Source organism: Streptomyces sp. NPDC092296, assembly GCF_044755465.1.
In the GTDB taxonomy this organism is placed as follows: Bacteria; Actinomycetota; Actinomycetes; order Streptomycetales; family Streptomycetaceae; genus Peterkaempfera.
The window spans coordinates 270,843-287,859 of record NZ_JBIVRB010000001.1; the positions used below are offsets into that span (position 1 = coordinate 270,843).

Sequence of the window (17,017 nt, forward strand, 5' to 3'; positions counted from 1 at the left end):
CCGGACCGGGCACCGAGCCGGTCGGATAGGCCTCGCCCCGGGGGCCCGGCAGTGGCTCGGGCCGACGGCTCGACCACAGTGCGGCTGCGGCAGCGGATTCCATGGAGTCGGTCATGGGCTGGGTGCCATGGACGTCGGACGGCAAGGGCTGGCTCCCCTCTCCGGGCCGGCCTCCGCCCGGCCCGCCGGCAACGGCCTGGCCGGTGGGACGGGCGGGGTGCGCGGCGGAAACTGAGGTCTTGGGGGCATCATCGCGCAGCGAAGGGCAGTTGGGTGCGGGTTGCGGCCGTTCCACCCCGCCCAAACCCGGATCTTCACCCGGAGAGGTGCCGACAGACGCCCCGGAGATGGGCGCCGAGACCGCAGCCCTGCTGCGGCTCAGGATTCCTGGAAGCAGGGGACGACGTTTCACGTGAAACACCATGCCCGTTTTGTCGGAAATAGCAGGCCGCGACACTCCGGGACGCAACAACAAGGGGCGGCAGCCGCACCATCCGGCCACCGCCCCTCACCCATCCGCAGCAGTGATCACGTCACACCACGGCTCGGGGTCCACGCTCAGCGTCGGCGTCGACCGCCCCCACGGCCGCCTGCCGCGCCCCGGTCGCCCCCGGCGGCCCGACCCGCTCGGGCGGCCTTCGCCCGCCGGGTGGCAGCCCGTACGCCACCCGGGCTCTCGCCCACCTGGACCCGCACCACATGGGTCGGCGTCGCCACCGTCCCGCCGCCGGCCTGCACCACCGACCACTCCACCGCACCCAGCTTGCTCAGCGCCCCCCGGGCGTCCGCCAGCTCCTGTTCAGCGGTGTCCCCCTTGAGCGCCAGCATCTGCCCGTACGGGCGCAGCAGCGGCAGCCCCCAGCCGGCCAACCGCTCCAGCGGCGCCACCGCCCGAGCCGTCACCACGTCGACCGACAGCTTGCCGATCATCTCCTCGGCCCGACCGCGCACCACGGTCACATTCTCCAAGCCCAGCTCGCGGACCACCTCCTCCAGGAAGGTGGTCCGGCGCAGCAGCGGTTCCAGCAGCGTCACCGAGAGATCGGGCCGGGCCAGCGCCACCGGGATGCCCGGCAGTCCCGCGCCCGAGCCGACATCGCAGAGCGACGCCTTCTCGGGGACGACCTCGGCCAGCACCGCGCAGTTGAGCACATGCCGGTCCCACAGCCGGGGCACCTCGCGCGGGCCGATCAGCCCGCGCCGCACCCCGGCGGTGGCCAGCAGCTCGGCATAGCGAACCGCCGCGTCGAAGCGCTCACCGAAGACCGACCTCGCAGCAGGCGGCGCCTCCGGCAGCTCCTCCTCGGCCGCCTCGGAGGGTGTGCCTGTCTCCATCCCTGCCTCTTCCCTGGGGGGTTCACCGCCTCGCCCGTCATCGGCCGGGAGCGGCTCATGCTGTTTCACGTGAAACATCCTCTGCCACCTGCCGCACGGCAGGACGGCCCCGCCCGCGCGAGGCGGACGGGGCCGTCACCGTGCAGTCGCGTCCCGTCTGGCAGTCGTGTCCAGTCCGGGCCAACCATGTCCGGTCCAGGGCAGCAGCCTCAGGCCGGCAGCACGACGACGCACCGCTGCGGCTCCTCGCCCTCCGACTCGCTGCGCAGGCCGGCCGCCGCCACCGCGTCGTGCACCACCTTGCGCTCGAACGGGGTCATCGGGCTCAGCTTCGCCGGCTCGCCGGTCTCCTTCACCCGCTGCGCGGCCTTGGCCCCCAGCTGGGCCAGCTCGGCCCGCTTGCCGGCCCGGAAGCCCGCGATGTCCAGCATCAGCCGGCTGCGCTCACCGGTCTCCCGGTGCACGGCCAGCCGCGTCAGCTCCTGGAGCGCCTCCAGCACCTCGCCGTCCTGTCCGACGAGCCGCAGCAGGGCCCGGTGGGCACCGGAGTCCTCACCCACGATGGAGACCGAGGCGCGGTCGCCCTCGACGTCCATGTCGATGTCGCCGTCGAGGTCGGCGATGTCCAGCAGGCCCTCAAGGTAGTCCGCCGCGATATCGCCCTCCTGCTCCAGCTGGGCGATCAGGTCGTTCTTGGACGTGGGAGCGGGCGCGGGGGCGTCCGCAGCGGCGGAGGTGGTGCCTTCCGTCACGGAGGGACTCCTTAGGAGAATCGGTGGGACGAAGATCTGGGGAACCGGTCAGGACTTCTTCTTCGGCCGCTGCCCGGCCGGTTGGGGAGTCCGCTTGCCGGGCTGTCCGGTGCGCTTGCCGCCACTTGCCGAGCCCTTGCCCGGATCGGTCTTCCCCGCCTCGGTCGCACCACTGCCGGCCGTACCACTGCTGCTGGGACCACCGCTGTCGGCGCCGCCGCTCGGACCGCCGCCACCGGCGGGCTTGGCCCCGGGCGCGGTCTGCTGCCGCTGGGACTTGGTCTGCCGCTTGGGCTGCTGCCGGACCAGCGGCCCGGTCTCCGCAGGAGCCTCGGGGGCCTCCGCCTTGCCGCCCTTGACCAGGGAGGTGAGGCCGCCCCGCACCGGAGTGCCGTCGGCGGCGAGCTTGCCCGCCTTCTTCAGCCGGGCCTGGCGCTCGTTCCAGGCGTGGCTGCCCGGGGTGGGGTTCCGGTGGATGACGAACAGCTGCTGGCCCATGGTCCAGACGTTGGTGGTCAGCCAGTAGACCAGGACACCGACCGGGAAGTTGATGCCGAAGACGGCGAACATGACGGGGAAGACGTACATCAGCATCTTCTGCTGCTGCATGAACGGCGTCTTCACCGTGAGGTCGACGTTCCTGGTCATCAGCTGGCGCTGGGTGACGAACTGCGACAGCGACATCAGCACGATCATGGTGATCGTCACGATGCGGACATCGGTGATGCTGGCGCCCAGCGCGGTGACCTTGTCAGCGGAGTCGGTGAACTTCACCGACAGCGGGGCGCCGAAGATGTGGGCCCGCTGTGCGCTCTCCAGCAGCGGCTGGTCGATGACGCCGACCGTCTTGCCCTGGGCGATGTGGTTCAGCACCCGGTAGAGCGAGATGAAGAACGGGGACTGCACCAGGATCGGGAGACAGCTCGAAAACGGGTTGGTGCCCGCTTCCTTGTAGAGCTTCATCATCTCTTCGGACTGGCGCTGCCGGTCGTTCTTGTAGCGCTCCTGGATGGCCTTCATCTTCGGCTGGATCGCCTGCATGGCCCGGGTCGCCTTGATCTGCTTCACGAAGAGCGGGATCAGGCAGATCCGGATGACGATCACGAGCGAAACGATGGAGAGTCCCCACGCCCAGCCGGTGTCCGCTCCGAAGAGGTGTGCGTACAGCGAGTGGAACTGGACGATGATCCAGGACACCGCCGTATAGAGAGGACTCAGGACCGTGTCCACGAATCAGGCTCCTTGGGCATTTGGCGTGGGCGCCGGGTTCTCGACCGGGCCGGAGGGCTGGGGGGCCGGGCCATGGTGACCCGGGCTCGCGAAGTGGCCGAGCAGCCGCTGGTGCCACACGGGCCGCTTGCGCGGCGGTACATGGTCCACACCTCCGGGGGACCACGGGTTGCAGCGCAGGATGCGCCAGGCGGTGAGGCCGGTTCCCTTCACCGCGCCGTGCACCCGGATCGCCTCGTAGCCGTAGTGGGAGCACGAGGGGTAGTACCGGCACACGGGGCCGAGCAGTGGGCTGATGGTCCACTGGTAGATCCTGATCAGCCCCATCAGCAGGTACTTCATCGCCCTGCTCCCGTCGGCCCGATGGCGGTCGTCTCCGTCCGGAGCAGCCGTCGCAGGGCTGCGTCCAGGTCGCGCTCCAGGTCCGCGTAGTCCGCTGTCCCCGCCGGGGGCAGCGCGCGTACCACTATCAGGCTACCTGTGGGCAGCAGCGACATACGCTCTCGCACAAGGTGACGCAGGCGACGCTTCACGAGGTTGCGCACGACTGCCGGGCCGACAGCCTTGCTCACGACGAAACCCGCACGCGCCGGGAGAGCACCCTCCCCCGGCGCGTGCGGGCCGAAGTCGTTCCGTCCGCCGTCGGCTCCCCCGTCCGCCGCACCTCGGCTGAGGTGTACGACGAGCAGGGGTTTACCGGCACGACGGCCGCGTTTCACCGCGATGGCGAAGTCCTGCCGCCGCCTCAGCCGATTCTCGGTGGGCAGCACAGCATGACCCTGTACGCGGATCAGGCGGACAGACGCGCGCGGCCCTTGCCACGGCGGGTCGCCAGGATGGCGCGGCCGGCGCGGGTGCGCATCCGCAGCCGGAAGCCGTGGGTCTTCGCGCGGCGGCGGTTGTTCGGCTGGAAGGTGCGCTTGCTCACTCGGGGGCTCCAGGGGAAATCGTAGGGTGGCGGGGCGTCGCCTGGCCGTCACCGTGCGTCCGCGCGATCTCCTCATTCACCTTGAGAAGCAAGGCGATCCACGGCGCCCGTGCTGCGCGCCTGTACTGATGCGGGTGACCCGCGGGCATGCGGCAGCGGCCATCGACAACTCGACCTGGTTACGGTACGCGGACGGGGGACCACGGGTCAAACCGGGTGCTGGCGCGCCGTGCGGCGGCACCGAGCGCCGCCCTCGACCCGCCGCCGACCAGGCTGTGCACAGCCTGTGGACAACAACTTGAACCGAGGCATCACCGCTGATTACCGTTGCAGAACCTGTCTGCGTTCCCCGCCCTCCGCCGATCCACACCTTCGCGTGTCAAGCACCCCCCGACCAAGACCACCCGCAGCGGTGGAACGAGAAAGCGTGCTCCAGTGGCTGATGTCAACAGCGATCTCGCCCCCGCCTGGGCGAAGGTCGTCGAGCGGCTGGGCGATGACGCGAGCGTCGGGGACAGCGAGCGGATGTGGCTCCGGCGCACCCAGCCGATGGGGATGATGCACGACACCGCGTTGCTGGCGGCGCCCAACGAGCGGGCCAAACAGGTCCTGGAGGGCCGGCTGCTGCCGCTGCTCAGCGAGATCCTGGGCGCGGAGTTCGGCCACCCGGTGCGGATCGCGGTCATGGTGGACGCCAACGCGGTGCCCCCGGCACCGGTGGCCGCGCCGCCCGCCGAGCCGGAGCAGCCCCGCCAGGACTACCGGGAGGACCGCGACTACCGGGCGGCGCCCGGCGGTGGCGAGGGCGGCTGGCCCGGACGGCCGCAGGGCGGCCAGCGCGGCGGCTACGACCCGGCGTACGAGCAGCGGCGGTACGAGGGCGGCGGCTACGAGCAGCGACCCGGCCCGTACGACCAGCGCCCCGGCTGGTCCGAGCAGGGCAGCTGGGCGCCGGGCTACGGCGACGCCGGCTACTGGGACCGGCGCGGGTACGAGGGCGGCTACCGCGACGGCGGTCCCGAGCGCGGCGAGAGCGCCGACCGGGCGCCCGGCGAGTGGCCCGGCGCCGAGGGGCGGCCCGGCCAGCGCGACTGGCCCCCGCACCACGACCGCACCCCCACCCCACCGGAGGGCTTCCGCCAGCTGCCGCCCGACGCGGCGCGGGACGGCCGCGGCACCCAGGGCGACCTGCTGGGCGGCGACTACGGCACGCCGGGCAGCGAGGGGGGCCGGGGCGCGGGCGCCGACAGCGGGCGCCCGCAGCCCGCGCACACCCCCGAGCCACCGGGCGACGGCGGCGGCTCCGCGCTGCCCGCCGTCCGGCCCGCCGGCCCCGCCGTGCCCAAGCGGCCGGGCGGGCCTCCCATGCCGGGTGCGCCCGGCGGCGGCGGTCCGCGCAAGGACGAACCGGCCGCGCGGCTCAACCCGAAGTACCTCTTCGACACCTTTGTGATCGGTGCCAGCAACCGGTTCGCCCACGCGGCCGCCGTCGCGGTGGCCGAGGCGCCCGCCAAGGCGTACAACCCGCTCTTCATCTACGGCGAATCCGGGCTGGGCAAGACGCACCTGCTGCACGCCATCGGCCACTACTCCCGCAGCCTGTACCCGGGGACGCGGGTGCGCTACGTGAGCTCGGAGGAGTTCACCAACGAGTTCATCAACTCCATCCGGGACGGCAAGGCGGACGCGTTCCGCAAGCGCTACCGGGACATGGACATCCTGCTGGTCGACGACATCCAGTTCCTGGCGAGCAAGGAGTCGACGCAGGAGGAGTTCTTCCACACCTTCAACACCCTGCACAACGCCAACAAGCAGATCGTGCTCTCCTCGGACCGGCCGCCGAAGCAGCTGGTCACCCTGGAGGACCGGCTCCGCAACCGGTTCGAATGGGGGCTGATCACCGACGTCCAGCCGCCGGAGCTGGAGACCCGGATCGCGATCCTGCGCAAGAAGGCCATCCAGGAGCAGCTGAACGCCCCGCCGGAGGTGCTGGAGTTCATCGCCTCGCGGATCTCGCGCAACATCCGCGAGCTGGAGGGCGCGCTGATCCGGGTGACCGCCTTCGCCAGCCTCAACCGGGCGCCGGTGGACCTGGAGCTCACCGGGATCGTGCTGAAGGACCTGATCCCCGGCGGCGAGGAGGCCGGCCCGGAGATCACGGCGAAGACCATCATGGAGCAGACGGCCGCGTATTTCGGGCTGGCCGTGGAGGACCTCTGCGGCTCGTCGCGGAGCCGGGTGCTGGTGACCGCCCGGCAGATCGCCATGTACCTGTGCCGGGAGCTGACCGATCTGTCGCTGCCGAAGATCGGCGCCCAGTTCGGCGGCCGGGACCACACCACGGTGATGCACGCCGACCGCAAGATCCGGTCGCTGATGGCCGAGCGGCGGTCGATCTACAACCAGGTCACCGAGCTGACCAACCGCATCAAGAGCTGACTGGCCGCACCAAGAGCCGACCGGCCACACCAGAGCCGACCGGCCGCGTCAGAGGCCGCCCGTAGGGGCGCCGGGAGACCCCTCCCGGCGCCCCTACGGCGTTCCCGGGTACGCGGGCGCCGGGCACCCGCCGCCGTGCCTTCCCCGGGGCAGCCGGCACGCCCTCGCGGCTGCGGCTCACGGGCGGCCCGCAGGGGCTCCAGGAGCGCCCCCGGACCTTCCTTGTGGACCTGCCGGTGGGCCTCCGGGGTGGTTCGACGGACCCCGGCCGACCGGCCGCCGCCTCGCACAGGTGCGCAGGGATTCGAACAGCGGCGGCCCGGAGCGGCGGTCTCCACAGCTCGGGCCGTTTTCGACCGTCCACACCCTGGGGAACACGGAGTTATCCAGAACTCCTCCACAGCTCCGCGCGCAGTAGGCTCGTCGCCCCAGCTCAACCGCCTGTGTACTTGTGGGCAACCGTTGTCCACAGCCTGTGGACAGTTGAGGGGCCGTCAACACGGCGCCAAAGTTGTCCACCGGCTGTCCCCAGGACCAGAGGGGTTGTCCCCAGCTTCTCCACACCTGCGTCCACAGTTCGACAACAAGAACCGCGCTTTCACTGGTCCGTGTGAAAGCGGTCACACCGAAGGGGAGGTGTGGCCGGTGGGTAACCTGGGTAAAACCTGGGGATAGTCCTGGGGAGAACCTGTGGACCGCTGTGGACGGCCTGTGGGCAAGCTCCCGCCATCCACAGGAAGCGCTGGTTCATCCACCGCTCCACCCACAGGCCCGGTGGATAAAAAAGGGGCGCTGAGCTGGCCGGATGGGGTTATCCACCTAATCCACAGCCCCTACTACTACTACCGCCTAGAGATCCCCCGGTGCTTCGTCTAACAGCAGGTGGGGCGCCGATCTGTGGACAACGGCAATCCGACAGCTGTTCACCCGGGCTCCGGGCCGTCTGCCCCGGCTGTCGGTGGAGTACGTCAGACTGTTCTCCGGCAACAGGAGCGAGCCGACCGGTCCAGCAGCCCACAGGCTGGGGACGACGGCGGCTCGCCGACAGCAGGAGCATCAGGAGGCGGTGACCGGTGAAGTTCCGGGTGGAGCGTGATGTCCTCGCGGAGGCGGTGGCCTGGGCTGCGCGGAGCCTCCCGGCGCGGCCGCCGGTTCCGGTGCTGGCCGGACTGCTGCTGGCCGCCGACGAGAGCAGGCTGAGCCTGTCCGGCTTCGACTACGAGGTCTCGGCCCGGGTCGAGCTGGAGGCCGACACCGAGGAGGTGGGCACCGTCCTGGTGTCCGGTCGGCTGCTGGCCGACATCTCCCGGTCCCTCCCCAACCGCCCGGTGGAGATCTCCACCGACGGCGTCCGGGTCAGCGTGGTGTGCGGCAGCTCCCACTTCACCCTGCCCACCCTGCCGGTGGACGAGTACCCGGCACTGCCCCAGATGCCCACCGTCTCCGGCACCGTCTCCGGTGAGGTGTTCGCCTCCGCCGTCGCCCAGGTCGCGGTGGCCGCCGGCCGGGACGACACCCTCCCGGTGCTCACCGGCGTCCGGGTCGAGATCGAGGACGACCGGATCACCCTGGCCGCCACCGACCGCTACCGGTTCGCCGTGCGCGAGCTGCTGTGGAAGCCGGAGCAGGCCGGTCTGTCGGCCGTCGCCCTGGTCCCCGCCAAGACCCTGCTGGACACCGCCAAGTCGCTCAACAGCGGCGATGTGGTGTCGATCGCGCTGGCGGGCGGCGCCGGCTCCGGCGGCGAGGGCCTGATCGGCTTCGAGGGCGCCGGGCGGCGTACCACCACCCGGCTGCTGGAGGGCGAGTTCCCGAAGTTCCGCAGCCTCTTCCCCACCGAGTTCAACGCGGTGGCCACCATCGTCACCGCGCCCTTCGTCGAGGCGGTCAAGCGCGTCTCGCTGGTCGCGGAGCGCAACACCCCCGTCCGGCTCGGCTTCGAGCAGGGCGTGCTCACCCTGGAGGCGGGCTCGGGCGACGACGCCCAGGCCACCGAGCGGATCGACGCCGACCTCGAGGGCGACGACATCTCGATCGCCTTCAACCCGGCGTACCTGCTGGAGGGCCTCTCCGCCATCGACGCCCCGGTGGCCCAGCTGAGCTTCACCACCTCCACCAAGCCCGCGCTGCTCAGCGGCCGGCCGGCCGTCGACGCCGAGCCCGACGAGGCGTACAAGTACCTGATCATGCCGGTGCGGCTCTCCGGCTGATCCACCGCTGCTGCCTCTCCCGCACGCCGCAGGGTGTCCCGGGGGAGGCAGCCGTGCCGCCGGGTCTGGAACGCCGCCGACAGGGCAGGCGCTCCCCTGCGGCCCCTCACCCGTCGGGGCCGAACCCTCCCCGGCGTAGGCTCGAACTGCGGCAAAGGGGCCGTCGTCAGGCACGTCGACACACGTAAGGACTTGTCATGGAGCTCGGTCTCATCGGCCTCGGCAAGATGGGCGGCAACATGCGCGAGCGCATCCGCCGCGCCGGCCACACCGTCCTCGGATATGACCGCAACCCCGACCTCGCCGATGTCCACAGCCTCCGGGAGCTGGTGGACAAGCTGGACGGCCCCCGCGTGATCTGGGTGATGGTGCCGGCCGGCGACCCCACCCAGCAGACCATCGACCAGCTCGCCCAGGTGCTCTCGCCCGGCGACGTGGTGGTGGACGGCGGCAACTCCCGCTGGACCGACGACGTCCTCCACGCCAAGGCCCTCGCCGAGAAGGGCATCGGCTTCGTGGACGCGGGCGTCTCCGGCGGCGTCTGGGGCCTGGAGAACGGCTACGCCCTGATGGTCGGCGGCGACGCCGAGCACGTGGCCCAGGTGCAGCCGGTCTTCGACGCGCTCAAGCCCGAGGGCGAGTACGGCTTCGTGCACGCCGGCAAGGTCGGCGCCGGGCACTTCGCCAAGATGGTCCACAACGGCATCGAATACGCGCTGATGCAGGCCTACGCCGAGGGCTGGGAGCTGCTGGAGGCCGCCGAGGTGACCACCGACGTGCCCGCCATCTTCCGCAGCTGGAAGGAGGGCACCGTCATCCGCTCCTGGCTGCTCGACCTGGCCGTCCGCGCGATGGACGAGGACAAGCACCTGGAGCACCTGCGCGGCTACGCCGAGGACTCCGGCGAGGGCCGCTGGACCGTCGAGGCCGCCATCGACCACGCCGTGCCGCTGCCGGCCATCACCGCGTCCCTCTTCGCCCGGTTCTCCTCCCGCCAGGACGACTCCCCGCAGATGAAGATGATCGCGGCGCTGCGCAACCAGTTCGGCGGCCACGCCGTCACCGCCGTCAGCGACCACAAGGGCGCCGACGCGCCGGGAGCCGACGTGGACCCGCCGGCCGTCTCCTGACCCGGCCCGCAGCAACCCCCACCGGAGAGGACGGCAGCGCGGGCACAGGCCCCCGCGCGCAACGCACCCCATGCATGTCGCGCATCTGTCGCTCGCCGACTTCCGCTCCTACGCTCGGGCCGAGGTCCCCCTCGACCCGGGCGTGACCGCGTTCGTCGGCCCCAACGGCCAGGGCAAGACCAACCTGGTGGAGGCGGTCGGCTACCTCGCCACCCAGGGCAGCCACCGGGTGGCCGCCGACGCCCCGCTGGTCCGGCTCGGCGCCGAGCGGGCCATCGTCCGGGGCAGCGTGGTGCAGCAGGGCCGGTCGACGCTGATCGAGCTGGAGATCAACCCGGGGAAGGCCAACCGGGCCCGGATCAACCGCTCGTCCAACGTCCGCCCCAAGGACGCGCTGGGCCTGCTGCGGACGGTGCTGTTCGCCCCGGAGGACCTGGCGCTGGTCAAGGGCGACCCCGGGGAGCGCCGCCGCTTCCTGGACGAGCTGCTGACCGCCAGGGCGCCCCGGCTGGCCGGGGTGCGCCAGGACTACGAACGGGTGCTCAAGCAGCGCAACGCCCTGCTGCGGACCGCCGCCCTGGCCCGCCGGGCGGGCGGCGGCCGGTCCGACCTGTCCACCCTGGACGTCTGGGACGGCCACCTGGCTCGGGCCGGCGCCGAGCTGACCGCCTTCCGCCTCCAGCTGGTGGCCTCGCTGCAACCGCTGGTGGAGAAGGCGTACGAGCAGCTCGCCCCCGGCGGCGGCCCCACCGCCCTGGAGTACCGCAGCTCGGTGGAGGGGCCGCTCCCGGCCTCCCGCGAGGAGGCGTACGAGGCGCTGAGCGGCGCACTGGCCGCCGCCCGCAAGCAGGAGGTCGAGCGCGGGGTCACCCTGGTCGGCCCGCACCGCGACGACCTGCTGCTACAGCTGGGCCCGCTGCCCGCCAAGGGGTACGCCAGCCACGGGGAGTCCTGGTCGTACGCGCTGGCGCTGCGGCTGGCCTCGTACGAGCTGCTGCGCTCCGACGGCGGCGAACCGGTGCTGGTGCTGGACGACGTCTTCGCGGAGCTGGACGGCAGGCGCCGCGACCGGCTGGCCGAGCTGGTCGCCCCCGGTGAGCAGGTGCTGGTCACCGCGGCGGTGCCGGAGGACGTGCCGGTGGCGCTGTCCGGGGTGCGCTTCGCGGTCGCCGACGGCGAAGTGCGGCGCGTCACCAGTGGATGACATCCGCCCCGCCGACCGGTCCGGCGCCCTAGGCTGGACCACTTCACCGTTCCAAGGGGCACCGTTCCAAGGGGCACCGTTCAGAAGAGCCCCGTCCACAGGCTGGGGAAGGAGGTGGGCCCGGTGACCGACGCACCCGGCGAGGCGGCATCGCCCGCCGACGTCCACCGCCCCGAGCCGTCGCTGTCCGGCGTCGACCTGGCCCGGGTGGCGCTGCGCGCCGCCAAGCAGCAGGCCCGGGAGCGCGGCGAGCAGGTGCGGCAGAAGCGGGAGTCCAAGCGGCGGGGACTGCGCAGCGGCGCCCGCGCGGACGGCCGTGACCCGGTGCCGCTGGGGGCGGCGATGCGGCAGCTGATCGTGGAGCGCGGCTGGGAGGCCCCGGCGGCGGTGGGCGGGGTGATGGGCCGCTGGCCGCAGATCGTGGGCCCGGAGATCGCCGCGCACTGCGTGCCGGAGCACTATGCCGAGGAGGCCCGCGAGCTGAGCGTGCGCTGCGACTCCACGGCCTGGGCCACCCAGCTGCGGCTGCTGGCCCCGCAGCTGGTGGCCAGGCTCAACACCGAGCTGGGGCACGGTGCGGTGAAGCTGATCAAGGTGCATGGTCCGGCAGGTCCGCCGCGCCGCTACGGGCGGCTGCGGGCTCCCGGGAGTCGGGGCCCGGGGGACACCTGGGGCTGATGAGGCCGCCGGTGTCGGACCGGGGCGGCCGTCGAGCCGCTGAGTGCCCATTTGAGAGCAGTTGGCCCCCCGCCTGAGTATCGGGACATGTGCGGAGGGGATTCAGTGCGGCACATCCGCTCTCAGGGGCTGGCAAACGCCCGTCTATGTCGGCCGTACCGGTAGACTGGAGGCAATACACCGCCGCTTGCGGTTCTGAGACGAACGCCGTGGCCGCGTTACGCCTGCCCGCCGGGTGGGGGTGCGGCTCGTGCTGTGCCAGAAAGGGCGCTTCGTGGCCGATTCCGGCAACTCCCACCAGTCCCCCGAGACCTCCGACTCCACTCCCGGCAACGGGAGGTCCTACGACGCCAGCGCGATCACGGTCCTCGAAGGGCTCGAAGCCGTCCGCAAGCGCCCCGGCATGTACATCGGCTCCACCGGTGAGCGCGGCCTGCACCACCTCGTCTCCGAGGTCGTCGACAACTCGGTCGACGAGGCGCTGGCCGGTTACGCGGACACCATCGACGTCACGATCCTCAGCGACGGCGCCGTGCGGGTGGTCGACAACGGCCGTGGCATCCCGGTCGACGTGGAGAAGTCGACCGGCAAGCCGGCCGTGGAGGTCGTGCTGACCGTACTGCACGCGGGAGGCAAGTTCGGCGGCGGCGGCTACGCCGTCTCCGGCGGGCTGCACGGCGTGGGCGTCTCGGTGGTGAACGCCCTGTCCAGCCGGCTCTCGGTCGAGGTCAGGCGGGACGGCTACCGCTGGACGCAGGACTACGAGCTCGGCGCCCCCACCGCCCCGCTGGCGCGGAACGAGGAGACCGCGGAGACCGGCACCTCGGTCACCTTCTGGGCCGACCCGGACATCTTCGAGACCACCGAATACTCCTTCGAGACGCTGTCCCGGCGGTTCCAGGAGATGGCGTTCCTCAACCGGGGCCTGACCATCCGCCTCACCGACGAGCGCCCCGAGCACTTCGACGAGGAGGACAAGCCGCGTACCGTCACGTACCACTACGAGGGCGGCATCTCGGACTTCGTCCGGTACCTCAACTCCCGCAAGGGCGAGCTGGTCCACCCGACCGTCATCGACTTCGACGCCGAGGACCGGGACCGGATGATCTCGGTCGAGGTCGCGATGCAGTGGAACAGCTCCTACACCGAGGGCGTCTACTCCTTCGCGAACACCATCCACACCCATGAGGGCGGTACGCACGAGGAGGGCTTCCGGGCGGCGCTGACCGGCCTGGTCAACCGCTACGCGCGGGAGAAGAAGCTGCTCCGCGAGAAGGACGACAACCTCACCGGCGAGGACATCCGCGAGGGTCTCACCGCGATCATCTCGGTGAAGCTGGGCGAGCCGCAGTTCGAGGGCCAGACCAAGACCAAGCTGGGCAACACCGAGGCCAAGACCTACGTGCAGAAGGTCGTGCACGAGCACCTCAACGACTGGCTGGACCGCAACCCCACCGAGGCGTCGGACATCATCCGCAAGTCCATCCAGGCGGCCACCGCCCGGGTGGCGGCCCGCAAGGCGCGCGACCTGACCCGCCGCAAGGGCCTGCTGGAGAGCGCGTCGCTGCCGGGCAAGCTCTCGGACTGCCAGAGCAAGGACCCGTCCGAGTGCGAGATCTTCATCGTGGAGGGCGACTCCGCGGGCGGCTCGGCCAAGTCCGGCCGTGACCCCCGGGTGCAGGCGATCCTCCCGATCCGCGGCAAGATCCTCAACGTGGAGAAGGCCCGGATCGACCGGGTGCTACAGAACACCGAGGTCCAGGCGCTGATCTCGGCCTTCGGCTGCGGCATCCACGAGGACTTCGACATCGAGAAGCTGCGGTATCACAAGATCGTGCTGATGGCCGACGCCGACGTCGACGGCCAGCACATCCGCACCCTGCTGCTCACCCTGCTGTTCCGCTTCATGCGGCCGCTGGTCGAGGCCGGCCATGTGTATCTGGCCCAGCCCCCGCTGTTCAAGATCAAGTGGGGCAAGGAAGACTTCGAGTACGTCTACTCCGACCGCGAGCGCGACGCCGTGATCCAGGCGGGGGCGGCGGCCGGCCGCCGGCTGCCCAAGGAGGACGCGATCCAGCGCTTCAAGGGCCTGGGCGAGATGAACGCCGAGGAGCTGCGGATCACCACCATGGACCAGGAGCACCGGGTGCTGCTCCAGGTCACCCTGGAGGACGCCGCCCGCGCCGACGACCTGTTCTCGGTCCTGATGGGCGAGGACGTCGAGGCCCGCCGATCCTTCATCCAGCGCAACGCCAAGGACGTCCGCTTCCTGGACGTCTGACCCCCCGAGGTCGGACGCCAGGACAGCAGCGCGCGAAAGGAAACTGACCAGCAGTGGTCGACGACAATCGTCCCGACGGCGAGCAGCCGGAACCCAGCGACATCATCCCCTCCCCCGACACCTTCGTCGGCGGTGCCCTGCGGATCGAGCCCGTCGAGCTCGAGACGGAGATGCAGCGCTCCTACCTCGACTACGCGATGAGCGTGATCGTGAGCCGGGCGCTGCCCGAGGTCCGCGACGGCCTCAAGCCGGTGCACCGCCGGGTGCTGTACGCGATGTACGACGGCGGGTACCGGCCGGAGAAGGGCTACTACAAGTGCGCCCGCGTCGTCGGTGACGTGATGGGCAACTACCACCCGCACGGCGACTCCTCGATCTACGACACCCTGGTGCGTCTCGCCCAGCCGTGGTCGATGCGGATGCCGCTGGTGGACGGCAACGGCAACTTCGGTTCGCCGGGCAACGACCCGGCCGCCGCCATGCGGTACACCGAGTGCCGGATGGCGCCGCTGGCGATGGAGATGATGCGCGACATCGACGAGGACACCGTCGATTTCGCCGCCAACTACGACGGCCGCTCGCAGGAGCCCACCGCGCTGCCGTCGCGCATCCCCAACCTGCTGGTCAACGGTGCCACCGGTATCGCGGTCGGCATGGCCACCAACATCCCGCCGCACAACCTGCGCGAGGTGGCCTCCGGCGTCCAGTGGTACCTGGACCACCCGGACGCGACCGGCGAGGAGCTGCTGGAGGCCCTGATCCAGCGGATCAAGGCCCCGGACTTCCCCACCGGCGCGCTGATCGTGGGCCGCCGCGGCATCGAGGACGCGTACCGGACCGGCCGCGGCTCCATCACCATGCGCGCGGTGGTCGAGGTCGAGGAGATCCAGGGCCGGCAGTGCCTGGTGATCACCGAGCTGCCGTACCAGGTGAACCCGGACAACCTGGCGCTGAAGATCGCCGACCTGGTGAAGGACGGCCGGGTGGCCGGCATCGCGGACGTCCGCGACGAGTCGTCCTCCCGGACCGGTCAGCGCCTGGTCGTGGTGCTGAAGCGGGACGCGGTCGCCAAGGTCGTCCTCAACAACCTGTACAAGCACACCGATCTGCAGACCAACTTCGGCGCCAACATGCTGGCGCTGGTCGACGGCGTGCCGCGCACCCTGTCGCTGGACGGCTTCATCCGGCACTGGGTGAACCACCAGATCGACGTGATCGTGCGGCGTACCCGGTTCCGGCTGCGCAAGGCCGAGGAGCGGGCCCACATCCTGCGCGGTCTGCTGAAGGCGCTGGACGCGATCGACGAGGTCATCGCCACCATCCGCCGCTCCAACACGGTGGAGGAGTCCCGCAGCGCCCTGATGCGGCTGCTGGACATCGACGAACTCCAGGCCAACGCGATCCTGGAGATGCAGCTGCGCCGGCTCGCCGCGCTGGAGCACCAGCGGATCACGGCCGAGTACAACGAGCTGATGGCCAAGATCGAGGAGTACAACCGCATCCTGGCCTCGCCGGTGCGGCAGCGCGGCATCGTGGCCGAGGAGCTGGCCGCGATCGTGGAGAAGTACGGCGACGACCGCCGCAGCCAGCTGATCCCGTTCGACGGCGACATGTCCATCGAGGACCTGATCGCCGAAGAGGACATCGTCGTCACCATCACCCGGGGCGGGTACGTCAAGCGCACCCGCACCGACCTGTACCGCTCGCAGAAGCGCGGCGGCAAGGGGGTGCGCGGGGCCCAGCTGAAGCAGGACGACATCGTCGACCACTTCTTCGTGACGACGACCCACAACTGGATCCTGTTCTTCACCAACAAGGGCCGGGTCTACCGGGCCAAGGGCTATGAGCTGCCTGACGCCGGCCGCGACGCCCGGGGGCAGCACGTGGCCAACCTGCTGGCCTTCCAGCCGGATGAGCACATCGCCCAGGTGATGGCGGTGCGCACCTATGAGGCGGCTCCCTACCTGGTGCTGGCGACCCGGGAGGGGCTGGTGAAGAAGAGTCCGCTCAAGGACTACGACTCGCCGCGCTCCGGCGGTCTGATCGCGATCAACCTGCGCACCGACGAGGAGGGCCGCGACGACGAGCTGATCGGCGCCGAGCTGGTCTCCGCCGAGGACGACCTGCTGCTGGTGAGCAAGAAGGCGCAGGCCATCCGGTTCACCGCGACGGACGAGGCGCTGCGGCCGATGAGCCGGGCCACCTCGGGTGTGAAGGGCATGTCCTTCCGGGAGGGGGACGAGCTCCTCTCGCTGAACGTCGTCCGCCCGGGTACCTTCGTGTTCACGGCGACGGACGGCGGGTACGCCAAGCGGACCCCGGTGGACGAGTACCGTGTCCAGGGTCGCGGCGGTCTGGGCATCAAGGCTGCCAAGATCGTGGAGGACCGGGGCACGCTGGTCGGGGCCCTGGTGGTCGAGGAGACGGACGAGATCCTCGCCATCACGCTCTCCGGTGGTGTGATTCGTACAAGGGTTTCGGGCGTTCGTGAAACCGGACGTGACACGATGGGCGTCCAACTGATCAACCTCGGAAAGCGTGACGCGGTGGTGGGCATTGCCCGCAACGCGGAGGCCGAGGAGGAGTACCAGGACGAGAACGGCGATGGCACCCCTGCCGCCGACGGCTTGGAGCCGGCGAGCGGTGCGGCCGGAACCGGGGCAGTCGACAATGGGGGAGACGACGGAGACGAGGCGACGGCGGGCGGCACGGCCGACCAGTCCTGAGCCTCGGCTTCCCAGTCGACACTGGCCGGACAGCGCGTCCGCGACTCGTCGCGGCGCTGTCCGGCCGGTCGGCTGACCGCCGCCGGGTGGCTTGTCCGGTGCGG

13 protein-coding genes are annotated in these 17,017 nt (G+C 71.0%); 7 read left to right on the forward strand and 6 right to left on the reverse strand.

Annotated features, from left to right (window positions below; genetic code table 11):
• Nucleotides 1–558: 558 nt before the first annotated feature.
• The 6 genes from rsmG to rpmH form a co-directional block, all read right to left on the reverse strand.
• Nucleotides 559–1,335 (reverse strand): 16S rRNA (guanine(527)-N(7))-methyltransferase RsmG, encoded by a 777-nt coding sequence (rsmG, locus tag ACIQGZ_RS01225; RefSeq protein ID WP_402598541.1) that lies wholly within the window; start codon nt 1,333–1,335, stop codon nt 559–561.
• A 209-nt stretch (nt 1,336–1,544) separates the two neighbouring features.
• The gene (locus tag ACIQGZ_RS01230; protein WP_402598542.1) at nt 1,545–2,087 is read right to left on the reverse strand and encodes a protein jag; all 543 of its coding nucleotides are present in this window, start codon (nt 2,085–2,087) and stop codon (nt 1,545–1,547) included.
• Nucleotides 2,088–2,135: 48 nt separating this feature from the next.
• Entirely contained in the window at nt 2,136–3,317 is a 1,182-nt protein-coding gene (gene yidC / locus ACIQGZ_RS01235; protein WP_402598543.1) for a membrane protein insertase YidC, read from the reverse strand.
• Between the two features lie 3 nt (nt 3,318–3,320).
• A complete protein-coding gene (gene yidD, locus ACIQGZ_RS01240) occupies nt 3,321–3,659 on the reverse strand; it encodes a membrane protein insertion efficiency factor YidD (protein WP_402598544.1) in 339 nt (112 codons plus the stop codon).
• Nucleotides 3,656–4,087 (reverse strand): ribonuclease P protein component, encoded by a 432-nt coding sequence (gene rnpA / locus ACIQGZ_RS01245; protein WP_402598545.1) that lies wholly within the window; start codon nt 4,085–4,087, stop codon nt 3,656–3,658. Before rnpA ends, yidD begins: the two co-directional genes overlap by 4 nt.
• A gap of 20 nt (nt 4,088–4,107) precedes the next feature.
• Nucleotides 4,108–4,245 carry a 50S ribosomal protein L34 gene (gene rpmH / locus ACIQGZ_RS01250; protein WP_030354375.1) on the reverse strand — a complete coding sequence of 46 codons (138 nt, stop codon included), beginning with the start codon at nt 4,243–4,245 and terminating at the stop codon, nt 4,108–4,110.
• A gap of 489 nt (nt 4,246–4,734) precedes the next feature.
• Between rpmH and dnaA the strand changes: the two genes are divergently transcribed.
• From dnaA to gyrA, 7 genes are all read left to right on the forward strand, one after another.
• Complete coding sequence (dnaA, locus tag ACIQGZ_RS01255) at nt 4,735–6,684, forward strand: chromosomal replication initiator protein DnaA (protein WP_402599942.1); 1,950 nt, start codon at nt 4,735–4,737, stop codon at nt 6,682–6,684.
• 1,073 nt (nt 6,685–7,757) lie between these two features.
• Nucleotides 7,758–8,894, forward strand: a complete 1,137-nt coding sequence (gene dnaN / locus ACIQGZ_RS01260) for a DNA polymerase III subunit beta (protein WP_402598546.1) — start codon at nt 7,758–7,760, stop codon at nt 8,892–8,894.
• Nucleotides 8,895–9,091: 197 nt separating this feature from the next.
• Nucleotides 9,092–10,024: a phosphogluconate dehydrogenase (NAD(+)-dependent, decarboxylating) gene (gnd, locus tag ACIQGZ_RS01265; RefSeq protein ID WP_402598547.1), complete on the forward strand. Its 933-nt coding sequence runs from the start codon at nt 9,092–9,094 to the stop codon at nt 10,022–10,024.
• A 70-nt stretch (nt 10,025–10,094) separates the two neighbouring features.
• Nucleotides 10,095–11,228 carry a DNA replication/repair protein RecF gene (gene recF / locus ACIQGZ_RS01270; protein WP_402598548.1) on the forward strand — a complete coding sequence of 378 codons (1,134 nt, stop codon included), beginning with the start codon at nt 10,095–10,097 and terminating at the stop codon, nt 11,226–11,228.
• Nucleotides 11,229–11,351: 123 nt separating this feature from the next.
• Nucleotides 11,352–11,906: a DUF721 domain-containing protein gene (locus ACIQGZ_RS01275; protein WP_402598549.1), complete on the forward strand. Its 555-nt coding sequence runs from the start codon at nt 11,352–11,354 to the stop codon at nt 11,904–11,906.
• 250 nt (nt 11,907–12,156) lie between these two features.
• Nucleotides 12,157–14,187, forward strand: a complete 2,031-nt coding sequence (gyrB, locus tag ACIQGZ_RS01280) for a DNA topoisomerase (ATP-hydrolyzing) subunit B (protein WP_402598551.1) — start codon at nt 12,157–12,159, stop codon at nt 14,185–14,187.
• A 53-nt stretch (nt 14,188–14,240) separates the two neighbouring features.
• A complete protein-coding gene (gene gyrA / locus ACIQGZ_RS01285; protein WP_402598553.1) occupies nt 14,241–16,913 on the forward strand; it encodes a DNA gyrase subunit A in 2,673 nt (890 codons plus the stop codon).
• The last annotated feature ends 104 nt before the right edge of the window (nt 16,914–17,017 follow it).

Bases quoted from the DNA above. Each gene is read 5' to 3' on its own strand.
- rsmG (WP_402598541.1), bottom strand. From the start codon at position 1,335: ATGGAGACAGGCACACCCTCCGAGGCGGCCGAGGAGGAGCTGCCGGAG.
- yidD (WP_402598544.1), bottom strand. From the start codon at position 3,659: ATGAAGTACCTGCTGATGGGGCTGATCAGGATCTACCAGTGGACCATC.
- gnd (WP_402598547.1), top strand. From the start codon at position 9,092: ATGGAGCTCGGTCTCATCGGCCTCGGCAAGATGGGCGGCAACATGCGC.
- recF (WP_402598548.1), top strand. From the start codon at position 10,095: ATGCATGTCGCGCATCTGTCGCTCGCCGACTTCCGCTCCTACGCTCGG.